This is a genomic window from Halorubrum sp. SD612 (assembly GCF_002135005.1).
The window spans coordinates 21,145-33,423 of the sequence record NZ_NEWI01000012.1; the positions used below are offsets into that span (position 1 = coordinate 21,145).

16 protein-coding genes and 1 tRNA gene are annotated in these 12,279 nt (G+C 71.1%); 10 read left to right on the forward strand and 7 right to left on the reverse strand.

Features of this window, described 5'->3' with window-relative positions; translation table 11 throughout:
- Window positions 1-35 precede the first annotated feature (35 nt).
- The gene (locus B9G38_RS02630) at window positions 36-548 is read left to right on the forward strand and encodes a TspO/MBR family protein (protein ID WP_086216546.1); all 513 of its coding nucleotides are present in this window, start codon (window positions 36-38) and stop codon (window positions 546-548) included.
- On the opposite strand, the gene B9G38_RS02635 is transcribed toward B9G38_RS02630, so the two are convergent.
- Window positions 545-1,174 carry a GNAT family N-acetyltransferase gene (locus tag B9G38_RS02635; RefSeq protein WP_086216547.1) on the reverse strand — a complete coding sequence of 210 codons (630 nt, stop codon included), beginning with the start codon at window positions 1,172-1,174 and terminating at the stop codon, window positions 545-547. The genes B9G38_RS02630 and B9G38_RS02635 overlap by 4 nt on opposite strands.
- 72 nt (window positions 1,175-1,246) lie before the next feature.
- On the opposite strand from B9G38_RS02635, the gene B9G38_RS02640 reads away from it, so the two are divergent.
- Window positions 1,247-1,822, forward strand: coding sequence for a class I SAM-dependent methyltransferase (locus tag B9G38_RS02640; RefSeq protein ID WP_049929783.1), 576 nt, complete (start codon window positions 1,247-1,249; stop codon window positions 1,820-1,822).
- A 51-nt stretch (window positions 1,823-1,873) separates the two neighbouring features.
- Here B9G38_RS02640 and B9G38_RS02645 read toward each other — a convergent pair whose 3' ends face one another.
- Window positions 1,874-3,301 carry an ATP-binding protein gene (locus B9G38_RS02645; protein WP_086216548.1) on the reverse strand — a complete coding sequence of 476 codons (1,428 nt, stop codon included), beginning with the start codon at window positions 3,299-3,301 and terminating at the stop codon, window positions 1,874-1,876.
- A 158-nt stretch (window positions 3,302-3,459) separates the two neighbouring features.
- On the opposite strand from B9G38_RS02645, the gene idi reads away from it, so the two are divergent.
- The 6 genes from idi to B9G38_RS02675 all read left to right on the forward strand — a co-directional run bounded on the left by idi (window position 3,460) and on the right by B9G38_RS02675 (window position 7,753).
- A complete protein-coding gene (gene idi, locus B9G38_RS02650) occupies window positions 3,460-4,068 on the forward strand; it encodes an isopentenyl-diphosphate Delta-isomerase (protein ID WP_049929779.1) in 609 nt (202 codons plus the stop codon).
- A gap of 96 nt (window positions 4,069-4,164) precedes the next feature.
- The gene (locus tag B9G38_RS02655; RefSeq protein WP_086216549.1) at window positions 4,165-4,920 is read left to right on the forward strand and encodes a DUF2064 domain-containing protein; all 756 of its coding nucleotides are present in this window, start codon (window positions 4,165-4,167) and stop codon (window positions 4,918-4,920) included.
- Between the two features lie 78 nt (window positions 4,921-4,998).
- A tRNA-Ser gene (locus B9G38_RS02660) sits at window positions 4,999-5,082 on the forward strand.
- 384 nt (window positions 5,083-5,466) lie between these two features.
- Complete coding sequence (gene sod, locus B9G38_RS02665; RefSeq protein WP_049929776.1) at window positions 5,467-6,066, forward strand: superoxide dismutase; 600 nt, start codon at window positions 5,467-5,469, stop codon at window positions 6,064-6,066.
- A 434-nt stretch (window positions 6,067-6,500) separates the two neighbouring features.
- On the forward strand, window positions 6,501-6,842 hold the full coding sequence (locus tag B9G38_RS02670) for a DUF5827 family protein (protein WP_049929775.1): 342 nt from the start codon (window positions 6,501-6,503) through the stop codon (window positions 6,840-6,842).
- On the forward strand, window positions 6,839-7,753 hold the full coding sequence (locus B9G38_RS02675; RefSeq protein ID WP_086216551.1) for an ATPase: 915 nt from the start codon (window positions 6,839-6,841) through the stop codon (window positions 7,751-7,753). The genes B9G38_RS02670 and B9G38_RS02675 overlap by 4 nt, the downstream gene beginning before the upstream one ends.
- Window positions 7,754-7,785: 32 nt before the next feature.
- Here the strand turns inward: B9G38_RS02675 and B9G38_RS02680 are convergent, their stop codons facing one another.
- The 3 genes from B9G38_RS02680 to B9G38_RS02690 form a co-directional block, all read right to left on the reverse strand.
- Window positions 7,786-8,268, reverse strand: a complete 483-nt coding sequence (locus B9G38_RS02680) for a hypothetical protein (RefSeq protein ID WP_049929771.1) — start codon at window positions 8,266-8,268, stop codon at window positions 7,786-7,788.
- Between the two features lie 66 nt (window positions 8,269-8,334).
- Entirely contained in the window at window positions 8,335-8,682 is a 348-nt protein-coding gene (locus B9G38_RS02685) for a 4a-hydroxytetrahydrobiopterin dehydratase (protein WP_049929769.1), read from the reverse strand.
- 85 nt (window positions 8,683-8,767) lie between these two features.
- Window positions 8,768-9,247, reverse strand: coding sequence for a hypothetical protein (locus B9G38_RS02690; protein WP_086219383.1), 480 nt, complete (start codon window positions 9,245-9,247; stop codon window positions 8,768-8,770).
- A 76-nt stretch (window positions 9,248-9,323) separates the two neighbouring features.
- Between B9G38_RS02690 and B9G38_RS02695 the strand changes: the two genes are divergently transcribed.
- Window positions 9,324-10,151, forward strand: coding sequence for a BtpA/SgcQ family protein (locus B9G38_RS02695; RefSeq protein ID WP_086219384.1), 828 nt, complete (start codon window positions 9,324-9,326; stop codon window positions 10,149-10,151).
- Between the two features lie 30 nt (window positions 10,152-10,181).
- Here B9G38_RS02695 and B9G38_RS02700 read toward each other — a convergent pair whose 3' ends face one another.
- Together B9G38_RS02700 and B9G38_RS02705 are read right to left on the reverse strand one after the other, a co-directional pair.
- Complete coding sequence (locus B9G38_RS02700) at window positions 10,182-11,285, reverse strand: carbohydrate kinase family protein (RefSeq protein WP_086219385.1); 1,104 nt, start codon at window positions 11,283-11,285, stop codon at window positions 10,182-10,184.
- Entirely contained in the window at window positions 11,282-11,803 is a 522-nt protein-coding gene (locus tag B9G38_RS02705; RefSeq protein WP_049929764.1) for a nucleoside deaminase, read from the reverse strand. Before B9G38_RS02705 ends, B9G38_RS02700 begins: the two co-directional genes overlap by 4 nt.
- A gap of 194 nt (window positions 11,804-11,997) precedes the next feature.
- On the opposite strand from B9G38_RS02705, the gene B9G38_RS02710 reads away from it, so the two are divergent.
- Window positions 11,998-12,279 (forward strand): HPP family protein (locus tag B9G38_RS02710; RefSeq protein ID WP_143415348.1); only part of this gene is annotated, 282 nt, incomplete at its 3' end.

Genomic DNA, 12,279 nt, shown 5'->3' on the forward strand with positions numbered 1-12,279 from the left:
GCGGGATTTAAGCCCGAGCGGGGTCGAGAACGCCCATGGCGACGACCGCGACCTCTCGGCTTCCGGACCGACGCGACGCCCTCCGCATCGCCGGCGCGGCGGTCGCCGTCAACCTGATCGGCGCGCTCGGCGTCCCCTTCACCACGACACAGAGCGCGTGGTTCGCGGCGCTGGAGCTGCCCGCCTTCTACCCGCCCGGCTGGGCGTTCGGCGTCGTCTGGCCGATCCTGTACGCGCTGTGCGGCGCCGCGGCCGCCCTCGTCTCTCTCGCCGGACGCGACGGTGCGGCGTCGGCGGGGCGCGTACGAACGGCGCTCGCGCTGTTCGGGATCCAGCTCGTCCTGAACGTCACGTGGTCGCCGGTCTTCTGGGGGCTCGAACGCCCCGACCTCGGGCTCGTCGTCCTCGCCGTCCTCCTCCCCTTGGTCGTCGCGACGGTCTTGGCGTTCGACCGCGTCGACCGGCGCGCGGCGGCGCTTCTCTTCCCCTACCTCGCGTGGGTCTGCTTCGCGACCGCGCTCAATTACGCGATCTGGGCGCTCAACTAGCCGCCGTCACGCGGGCTCCGGTCGAGTTCCGGAGGCCCGCGCTTCAGCCGCTCGGCGACGAATCGGCGCTCCGCTCGACTCAGTTCCCCGTCAGTCTCGCGAAACGCTTCCAGCCCCTCGCGGTACCGCTCTGGCTCTGCGTCCGCGGGCGCCGCCGCCGGTCGCGCCAGCTCCAACTCGGCGATACCCGTCTGCTCCCCCGTGTACGCGAAGCCGCACTTGTGGCACGCCTCGTACGCGAACGGGTTGTTCACGGCGATCTTCACGCGCTCGAAGCCGGCGGCGGACAGGTCGGCGACGGTCTCACCGATGAGCCGCGGGCCGATCCCCTCGCCGCGCCGCGCGGCGTGGACGGTGACGTAACGGAGTCGACAGCAGGAGGGGTCGGTGCGGTCCGCGGAGAATGAGACGGCGGCGATCACGTCCTCGTCGAACGCGTCGCGGTTGACCGTTTCCGGTAGCGGTTCGTCGGGCTCCCACTCCGGCGCGGCCGGGCTCCCGTCCGGCGTCCGGATCACCGACTTCCCCGGCCCGCCGACGACGAACTTCCCGGCGTACGCGAAGGCCCGGTAATCGAGCCGCAGGGTGGTCCCCTCGTCCGGGGGACAGACGAGCGCGTACTCCATGGGTCGTCGTACGGCGTCGAGCGGTTAAACACGGTCGGTGGCTCTTTATCCGTCGCCGGGCTCATTCCGCTCATGTACGGACTCGGCGACGTGGGCTTCTTCGACCGGGTAGCGCCGCTGTACGACCTCGCGATGCCGCCGGCGGACGGCGAGGCGCTCGCCGCGGGGCTCGCCCACGCCGAGTGTCCGATCGAGCGCCTCCTCGACGTCGGCGGCGGGTCCGGACGGGCGGCGGCCGCGCTGACCGGTCCCGACATCACGGTCGTCGACGCCTCCGTCGAGATGCTCTCACGGGCGCGGCGCGTCCGCGGACTCTCTGGCCTCGCCGGCGACGCGGGGCGACTGCCGTTCCGGGACGCCAGCGTCGACGCGGTCACGGTCGTCGACGCGTTCCACCACCTGCCCGATCAGGACGCCGCGCTCGCGGAGACGGCCCGCGCGCTCGTGCCCGGCGGCGCGCTCGTCGTCCGGGAGTTCGATCCGGACCACCCGCTCGGACGGCTCCTCGCCGTCGGCGAACGCGCGATCGGGATGGAGTCGCGGTTCCGCGCGCCGGACGACCTCGCGGCCGCGATGGACGACGCCGGCCTCGACCCGCGGATCGTCGATCGCGGGTTCGGCTATACGGTCGCCGGCGTTCGGCGCTGAGTCGCCGCGAACTCGGCGTTTATACTCGACCGCAGAACCGAAGCCGACGCGTCAGTCCTGCGTCCGTCCCTGCGGCTCGGCGCCGCGGGCCGGGTCGGGTGACCCCTCGTCGGCGTGATCGTGGTCGTGATCCGCGTGGTCGTGGGCGTCGTTCGACCCCGTCTCGCCGAGGACTTCGGCGCCCTCCCCGTCGATCATGTCCATGTTCTTGAGGTTGTCGCGCTCCTCGAAGTCCTCGACCGCCTCCATCACGTCCGCCTGCGTGATCGTCATCCGGTCCTCCGTGAGCGCGCCGAGGACGGCCTCGCGGAGCACCATCCGGAGGTCGGACCCGGTGAGGCCGGTGGTCCGGTCGGCGACCTCCTCGGGGTCGAAGTCCGCGATCTTCATCTCCTTGGTCACCACGCGGAGGATGTCCGCGCGCATGTCGCGGTCCGGCTTGGGGAAGTTGACGATCTCGTCGAAGCGGCGCCACGCGGCGGCGTCAAGCTGGTCCGGGTGGTTCGTCGCGCCGATGAGGAGGACCTCGTCGCGGACCAGCGACACCTCGTCGATCGACTTCAGCAGGGTGTTCACCGCGCGCTTCAGGGCGGCGTGCTCGTCCGAGCGGCGCGTCTTCGCCACCGAGTCGAACTCGTCGATGAAGAGGATACACGGCGAGAGCCGCTTGGCCACCTCGAAGCTCTTCTCGACGTTCTTCGACGTCTCGCCGAGGTACTGGCTCGTGATCATCGAGAGCTTCACCTCGACGAACGGGAGCCCGAGCTCGTGAGCGAGCGCGCGCGACACGGTGGTCTTTCCGGTGCCGGGCGGGCCGACGAACAGCAGCTTTCCGATCTCGCGGAGGCCGATCTCCGCGAGGTACTCGCGGTGTTCGATCGCCTTGACGATCTTCTGGATCTCGCCCTCCTGGTCGCCGGTCAGGACGAGGTCCGCCAGCGTCGTCTCGATCTCCTCGGGCGCGCGGACGTTGACGAGGTCGAGCATCTCCCCGTCCTCGTCCTCGTCGAAGTACTGCGAGAGCAGCGCGTCGATCCAGACGCGGTCGGCTTGGACCGGCCGCACGTCGTCTCTCGCCGCCTCGCGCGTCACCGGCGCATCGAGGTCGTCCGCGGCCTCCAAGGCGGCGACGAGCGTCGGGTTCCCGGCGATCCGGTCGTCGTCGGCGTGGTCGCGGTACCACTCCAGTCCCATTCCGGGCTGCGTCAGCGATATCTCGCCGGAGAACTCCGTGCGTTGGGTGAAGAGGAGGTCGGAGACCGCGTCCCAGGGTCGCTCGACGCCCGTCGCGGTGCGGGTGGCCTCGTCGGTCGCCTTCAGCGGTCGCTCCACGCCGCCGGGGGCGTCCTCGGCGGCGTCGGCCGACCAGAACACCTGTCGGAACCGCGGGGGCAGGTCGTTCTCGTCGAGGTCGCGGTTCTGCGTGTAGAAGTGCGTCGTCAACACGAACTCGACGACGTCGAGCGCCGGGTCACTCATCCGCGGCTAGTAGCGCCGGGACGCGGTTAAGAGCGTCGAAGCGCCCCCGGGCGGCGGGCGGTAGCATCGGCGGATGGCGGGCCAAAGCGGAACGACCGGCGCGGCGAGGCGACCGTCGTATCGAACCCTTATTAGCCTTGGTCTGCGACGTACCGCGCATGAGTTCCGAAGACGCGGCCGCGCCGGGGGATCCCGCCGGCGACGACGCGACCGGCGAGGCGAGCGACACCGACCACGAGAACGCGCTTCAGGACGTCATCGCCGTCGACCCGGACGACGTCGCGCAGGGAACGGTGAACCGACTCGACGCGCACACCGGCGACGGGATCCGCCACCGCGCGTTCACCTGCCTGGTCTTCGACCGGGACGGCCGGATCCTGCTGGCCCAGCGCGCGCCGAACAAGCGCCTCTGGGACGGCCACTGGGACGGCACGGTCGCCTCCCACCCCGTCGAGGGACAATCTCAGGAGGACGCTACCGAGCAGCGCCTCGAAGAGGAGCTGGGCATCTCGCCCGACCAGTACGACGACCTCCGGGTGACGGACAAGTTCGAGTACAAGCGCTACTACCCGAACGAGGGCGTCGAGTGGGAGGTGTGTGCGGTGCTGAAGGTGACCCTCGACGACACCGCCTTGGACCCGGACGACGACGAGATCGGCGGGATGCTGTGGGCCGACTACGACCACCTCCACGAGAACCCCGAGCTGTACCGGCAGCTCCGCCTCTGCCCGTGGTTCGAGATCGCGATGCGCCGCGACTTCTCTTGACCGACCGCCGCATCTCCCAGATCGGTCCGCGCGTCCGGGCTCCCCTTCCTCGGACCGAAACGGCGACTTGAAGGCGCTCCCGCGCCGCGATCGCGTATGACCGTCGTCGTCCTGCTGGCGAATCCGCCCCGCGAGGGGCTCGTCGGAACCGCGATCGCCGAGTCGACGCCGCTGTCGGCCGCCGAGGCGGCTGACCTCTACGAGGCGCAATTCCGTGACGCCGTCCTCGCGGTCGACCGCTCCGGCGGCGAGCTCCTCGTCAACTATCCCAACGACGAGGACCTCCCCGCCGAGCACCGGACGGAGACGAGTCCGGAGGCGGAGCTGCGGACGCTCGTCGCGGACACCCTCGGCGGCACCGACGAGGTCCGCTTCGAGCGGCAGGTCGGTTCGTCGTTCGGCGCGCGCGCCGGCAACACCGTCACCCACCTTTTGCGCGAGGAGGGCGCCGACTCCGTCGCGGTCGTCACCCCGACCGCGCCGTTGCTCTCGCGGACGAGCGTCGACTCCGCGGCGATGAAGCTCCGGACGACCGAAGTGGTCCTCGGGCCCTCGACGGACGGCCGGGCGTACTACGCCGGGTTCACGGAACCGATCGACTTCGACGGCGCTTTCGAGGCGCCCGCGCTGCCGACGCTCGCGGAGCGCGGCCGCGACGCCGACCGCTCCGTGGACTTCGTCGAGCCGTCCCCCTCGCTGGAGACCGGGGCGGACCTCCTCGACGTGGTCCCGATGCTCCGCGCGCGGTTCGCCGCGGAGCGCGTCGTGCCGGACTACACGGCCGCGTTCGTCCACGAGAAGGGATTGGACGTGGTCGTCGAGGACGGCGAGCAACGATTGGTTCGGGACTGAGCGTCTCGTGCGCGGCGGCGGGGCCCGGTGCGTCGGATCCGACACCACTTAGTCGTCCGACGCCGAGCAGTCACGTGTGGTGGGATGGCAGAGTGGCCCATTGCGCCTGCCTTGAAAGCAGGTAGCCTCACGGCTTCCTGGGTTCGAATCCCAGTCCCACCGTAGGTGCGCGGCGCATCTCGCGCTGCGCGCGTCTCGTGCGGGATTCGAAGCCTGTGAGTCGCAGCGCCAGAGCGGAGGGAGGGTGACCGTCTCACATCGGTTCGAATCCCAGTCCCACCGTAGGCGCGCGGCGCAGCTCGCGCTGCGCGCGTTTCGTGCGGGATTGAATCAGTGAGCGACCGCGAAACCGAATTCAGTTACTCGGTTCTCTCGACAGCCGATTCGGATCGGTCTCTCGTCTCGCGCTTTCGACCGCCGGAACCGCAATCACATCGCTGCTGGCCTGAAACGCCCGGTAACACTCACGTCCAGTGACGCGTGGTACCACGTGCCGCATTATCTTTAACAGGTTTCCGGCACATGTTCGTGATAGGTGATACAAGCATGAGTTACGAACTCGATCCGCTGCCGTACGATTACGACGCGCTGGAACCGCACATCTCCGAACAGGTGCTCGAATGGCACCATGACACCCACCACCAGGGGTACGTCAACGGCTGGAACTCCGCCGAGGAGACGCTCGAGGCCAACCGCGAGGACCACGACTTCTCCTCGTCGGCCGGGGCCATCCGCGACGTGACCCACAACTCGTCGGGCCACATCCTCCACGACCTGTTCTGGCAGAACATGTCGCCGGAGGGCGGCGACGAGCCCGAAGGAGACCTCGCCGACCGTATCGAGGAGGACTTCGGCTCGTACGAGGCCTGGAAGGGCGAGTTCGAAGCCGCCGCGGGCAGCGCGAGCGGCTGGGCCCTGCTGGTGTACGACACGTTCTCGAATCAGCTTCGCAACGTCGTGGTCGACAACCACGACGAGGGCGCGGTCTGGGGCGGTCACCCGATCCTCGCGCTCGACGTCTGGGAGCACTCCTACTACCACGACTACGGCCCGGCTCGCGGCGAGTTCGTCGACAACTTCTTTGAGGTCGTCGACTGGGACGAGCCGTCCACCCGCTACGAGCAGGCCGTCGAGCTGTTCGAGTAAGCGCGTCTCCGGACGCGTTACGCGCGTCGAGATCCGCATTTTTTCGCAGCGTGTTGCCCGGTGAGCGACGGGTTCGCGTAGGCGGTGTGAGTCATGACTGGTCGCCGGCGAGGCAATGACGAACGCCTCCGAAGCCCCAGCCGCGCTCGACTCCCACAGCTTCGCCGCGCTCCGCGGTCGTCCGCCGTGCTCACTCCCTGCGGTGCTTGCGTCGCTGGGATTCGGCGAGCGCGGCTGCCCGTTTGAGCCCCGTCCCGCACGGCACCGCACCTCTCACCGCCCCAGTCTCGTCTGCCTCCCTCTAGTCGGCCGACTCCATCGCACGCGCTCCTCGCGGCCGCCTTCGGCGGCCACTCGAAGGCGCGCGCCACCCCACGGAATGAGGTTCGAACCGTATCGGCAGCGTTTACGGACGCCGTCGCGTACGCTCGCGCATGCCCGAACCGAAGTCGGCGTTCGACGCCACCTACCCGTGCGACTTCTACGAGCCCGCGGAGCTGTTCGAGCCGGACCAGATGTACACGATCCCGGAGATCGGTCGCCTGCTTCAGGGGTTAGAACCGGACGCCGAGGTCGACCCCGACACCGAGGCCGTGCTGGTCGACTGGGCCGTCCCGTGGGTGATGGTCCACGCCGACGACATGGTCGTCGCCGAGCCCCTGACCGAGGACGGCCCGGGATACTACGGGCTCGCCACGGACGAGGACCACAGCGGGGCGTCCGACACCGACGCCGAGTCGGACGCTGACTCCGACGAACTTGACGAGTCGGCGTGACCGGGGACCGATCCGACCCGCCGACGTACCTCGTCGCCGGCGGCGCGCGCGTCGACGCCGGCAAGACAACCTTCTCGGCGGGGCTGGTCGCACACCTCGCCGACCGCGCGGGCGACGCGGTCGGCGTCAAACCCCGGGCCGGCAACGACCTCTGGTTCGACCACGACGACTATTTGATCGCGACCGACGCGGCCCGACTCTACGGGAAGGACGCCCGCACCCTCGCGGCCGCGAACACCCGCGCGCTCGCGGCGGCCGACGACGATTCCCCGTCGCCCTCGGCGGTCACGCCGGAATCGATCAACCCCGTCCACCGGCTCTGGCGACCGACGCCGGGACGGACGGGCATGCTCGGCGACGCAGAGCGCACGTTCCTCTGCGACCGCGTCACCACCGCGTCCGGCACGCGCTTCGTCGTCAACGGCGCGGCCGAGGAGGCGGGGCTGTTCCCCGACGCGCTGACCGACCGCCTCCCCCTCGCGGAGGCGACTCGCGTGCGCGACGTACCGGCGTTCAACGAGGTGATGGCCGAGGCGCACCTCCCCGCGATCGAGCGGCTCGCGGACCGCGTCGCGCGGACGCCAGTCCCGGTCGTCGTCGAGTCGTACGCCGACGTGGCCGGGACCCTTCCCCGCGACGGGCCGGTCGCGCCCGACGCGGTCGCCGTCGTCGACCCCGGCCGCGCGCGGCTATACGCCGGCGACCGCTACGCCAAGGCCCGCGCGGTCGCGGCCGGGAGCCCGCGAGAGGGGAGCCGCGAGGAGCACGTCGACGCGGTGACGGAGATGATCGAGCCGCTCGCGACCGTCTCGCTGCCGGCGCTGTCCGGCGACGTCCGCGGCGATCCCGACCGGATCGCGGCGGCGTACGAGCCGGCGTACGCGACGCTCACGGATTCGGTCGAGAACTGAAGGAGCGACGGAGCGTCGCGTGCGGCCCGGGCTCAGGCGTTCCGTTTCGTGTAGTGTTCCAGCGCGGACTCGATCGACGAGAGGTCGGCGGTCACGCGGCTGTCGGCGACGCGCATGAAGCCGGGCGTGTACGACGACGAGTAGTCGAAGATCCGGTTGACTGCGCGCTTGGGCGCGGCGACGGCGCCGAAGTCGGTGACCGTGTACACCCGCGTGGTGGGGAAGGCGGTCCAGAAGGTCCCGCTCACCCAGCGGTCCTCGTCCGCGAACGCCTCGCCGACGCGGCCGGTCGCGACGTACTCGTCGTCCGCGTAGAACAGCAGGAGGTCGCCCGACGCCATCTTCTCGAACGTCGACCCGTTGCCGCTGTCGTCGTCGACGGCCCACAGGCGCGTCTCGTCGAGGTCGGCGAGGGGTTCGGGGCGATCGGGGTAGTCGGTGAGATCGACCGGGGACCGGACGGTTCGGTCGAAGTTCTCCGGGTCGATCGGGACCAGGAAGACGTTCTCGCTCATTACCCGTCGTTTCGCCGGGAGGGGTTTAAACCCGTTTGTTGATGTGTCAGGTCAGGACGGGTGCGGTCACTCGCCGTCGGCGGCGTACAGGCGGTCCATCCGCGCCGCCATCACGAAGTCGGCGCGGGTGAGGCCGCCGACCTCGTGGCTCCACATCTCGATCCCGACCTCGCCCCACGACAGCGAGATGTCCGGGTGGTGCCACTCCGCCTCGGCGAGCTCGCCCACGTCGTTCGTGAACGCGAGCGCCGTCTCGAAGTCGGGGAACTCGTAGCTCGCCTCCAGGTGGTGGTCGTTGACGACCTCCCACGCGTCGCCCAGTTCGTCGAGGTGGTCGGCGCACTCGTCTCCGTCGAGCGGCTCCGCGTCGTCGCCGGCCGGTTCGACCGGCTCGTCCGCGAGCGGTGAGGACATACCCCACGTTAGGCGACGAACGGTTTGTACCTTCCGCGGTCGACCCCGGAGGACGACGGGCGACCGAAAAGCGCGGACCGAGGCCTCACCGGAGCCGCGAGATCGCGTCGCGTACCGCGCGCCGCAGCCGGCCGAGGCGCCCCCTCCCGCGCTCGTCGTCAGTGGCGCCCCCGTCCGCGCCGGTCGCGCTCGGGTCAGAGAGCTCCCAGCCGGCCTTTTCGGCGGCCTCGTCGACGCGCAAGAACTCGTAGCCCGTCTCGGTGGCGACGCGCTCGTCCGCGCGGGTCGTGCCGACGAACACGCACCGCGGGGCGGCGCTCTGCTCGCGGATGTCCGCGAGGGTCCCCCACTTGTCCCACTTCGTGAGCGCGTAGTCGTTGTCGATCCCGTAGTCGCCCGCGAACTGCGCGACCCGGTCCGCCTCGTTCGCGACGATGCCGACGTGGCGGCTCCACTGGCGCGCGTCGGCGAACGCCGCGGCCGGGTCGGCGAGCGACCGCGCGGCGCCGAGCGAGAAGACGAGCGTCACGTCGCCGTCGCCGGTCGTCGTCGCGTCGATTCCCATCTCGACCGGATCTAGGTGGCCGGCGGCGTAAACGCTGTGGGGAGGCTTTTGTCCGAGGCCCTCCTCGTCCCCGAGAATGGAGTTCGAATCCACCTTCGACACCGCTGCGCCGCTGCTCGGCATGGTCCACCTCCCGCCGCTTCCCGGTGCCCCGAACGCGCCCGACGACGGCCGCGAGGCGATGCGCGCGGCGGTCGACCGGGCCGCGAGCGACGCGCGCGCGCTCGACAGCGGCGGCGTCGACGGGATCGTGATCGAGAACTTCGGCGACGCCCCCTTCTACCCCGACGAAGTCCCGCCGCACGTCGTCGCCGGCGTGACCCGCGCCGCGACCGCGGTCGCCGCCGAGACGGACCTCCCGCTCGGGGTCAACGTCCTCCGGAACGACGCCGAGGCCGCCCTCTCGGTCGCCGCCGCGGTCGGCGCCGACTTCGTCCGGGTGAACGTCCACACCGGCGCCCGCGTCACCGACCAGGGGATCGTCCAGGGGCGCGCCCACGAGACGCTCCGCCTGCGCGACCGCCTCGGCGTCGACGTCGGCGTCTTCGCCGACACCGACGTGAAACACTCCGCCCCGCTGACGCCCGCGGGGTACACGGCCGAGTCGTTCGCCGACACCGCCGAGCGCGGCCTCGCCGACGCCGTGATCGCCTCCGGGCCGGGGACCGGCGAGGCGGTCGATACCGACGCCCTCGGGTCGGTCGTCGCCGAGCGCGAGTACCACGGCCTCGACACGCCCGTCCTCGTCGGCAGCGGCGTCACGCCGGAGACGGTCGCCGACCTGCTCGACGTCGCCGACGGCGCGATCGTCGGCACCGCGCTGAAACGGGGCGGCGAGACGACCGCCCCGGTCGACGCCGACCGCGTCGCGGACCTCGTCGACGCCGCCGACGCGGTTCGGTGAGCAGGGCGCGGTGATCGGGAGGAGGGCCCCCTACCGGCCGACGTCGACGCCGCGGTCCGCGAGGAACGCCTCGACCTCGCTCCGCGTCGGGAGCCCGGGCTGCGTGAACCGGCTCGTACAGTTGATCGCGGCGATCGCGGCCGCGAACCGGACGCCGCCAGCGACGCCGTCACGGTCGGCGGACGGCCCCGCGGGGTCTCCAGCGATCCACCGGTCGATCAGCCCGGCGGTGAACGCGTCGCCGGCGCCGGTCGCGTCGACCGTCTCGACGTCGAACGCGTCGAACTCGGACACCTCGCCGCCCGCGATCGCCGTCATCCCGTCGGCGCCGTGCGTGAGGACGGCGCGGGGCCACGTCGGGCCGCCCCGCGACCGCGACTCGGGCCCGGGTGAGGGCGCCGACTCGGCCGCTCGGGTATGCGCGCTCGCGACCCGCTTGACCGCGGCGTCCGCCGACCCGAAGAACGCCGGCGCGGCGACGCCGTCCGCGACGAACAGGTCGGCCTCATGGAGAAACCGGTGGACCGTCGCCGGCTCCGTGCCGCGCCCGACTAGCTCCTCGACGGATCCCGAGAGGTCGAAGACGAGCGCGGGCGGGTCGCTCCCTGACTCGCCTGATTCGGCGGCTTCGCGGAGCGACCGAACCCGGTCGAGGGCCCGCCGCGCCACGCTGTCAGGCGTGTAGGCGGTGAGGAAGACCGCGTCGGCGTCGGCCATCGCGGCGAGCGCGTCGCCGTCGAGGCGGAGCCCGCGGAAGCTCTCGCCGGCGGTGACGATGGCGCGCTCCCCATCCGGGTCGCGGAGGATCAAGGACCGGGTGTGGGCGTCGTCGCCGACCGCGACGTGCGTCCCGTCCACGCCCGTCTCGCCGAGGTACTCCAGGGCTCTCCGGCCGTACTCGTCGTCGCCGACGCGGCTGACGAGCCCCGCGTCGCGGCCGAGGCGGTCGAGCGCGACCGCGACGTTCGCGCCCACGCCGCCGAACGCGGACGTGACCTCCCGGGCGAACGCGCCGCCGTCCGGCTCCGGGAGGTTGCTGACCGCGTACCACTCGTCTATCGCGGCGGCCCCGACGCAGAGGACGGCCGGCGAACCACCGCTTCCGCCGTCGCTCGCATCTGACTCCGCCGTCACGACTCGCCGAAGAAGGGGCGGTGAACGGCCATCGCGGCGTCGACGGCGATCGGTCCCTCGACGCTCGTCTCCCCGCCGCCGCGCCGGACCACTTCCTCGCAGGGGATCGGCACCACGCCGCCGGAGAGCTCGCCGAGCGTCTCGCCGTCGACGCCAAAGACGACCCGGTCGATCCCCGCGTAGTGGATCGCGGTCGAACACATCGGGCACGGCTCCGTGCTGGCGTACATGGTACAGTCCGCGAGCTCGTCGGCGTCGAGCTCCCGCGCGGCCCACCGCGCGAGCGTCAGCTCCGGGTGCGCCGTCACGTCGTCCTCGGTCCGCGTCTCGTTGCGCGCCTCGCTGACGACCTCGCCGTCGACCACGAGCAGGGCGCCGAACGGGGTGTTTCCGGCCTCGACCGCCTCCTTGGCGAGCCGGATCGTTCGCTCCACGTACTCCCGGTCGGTCGGGTCGTCCGGCAGGTCGTCGAGGTCACGGAACTCGCTGGGATCGCCGGCGTCGTCCGCGTCGGTCATACGTCCCCGTTCGCCTCCGGGAACCTAACGGTTGGTACCGCCGGCTGCGTGCGGTCGTCGTCCGGCGAGCTCGGTTCCCCATCGAGGCGTCTCGGTCCGCGTCGCCTCCGTCGCCGACGCGCGTCGGGGTCACGCTCGGCGTTCGCGTCGGACGCTCCGCCACGCTCTTGACCGCCACGAGCGAAGCAAGAGTAATGCTGGACAGGCTGCGAGCGAAACTCGGCGCCGCTCGCCGACGGGCACGTCGGATCGAACGCCGGGAGTTCGCGGAACTCCGGCAGTGGGCCGAGGACACGAGCAATCTGCTCCACCTGACGACGCTGTTGCTCGTGCCGATGCTCATCGCGCTCGTCACTCAGATAACGAACCTGACCGACCTCTCGTTTCTCCTCTTCCCGCCGCTGGCGTCGGGAGCCTACACGCTCTTCTCCGACCCGCAGGGACAGTACTCCTCGCCGAGAACGTTCGTCGGGGGG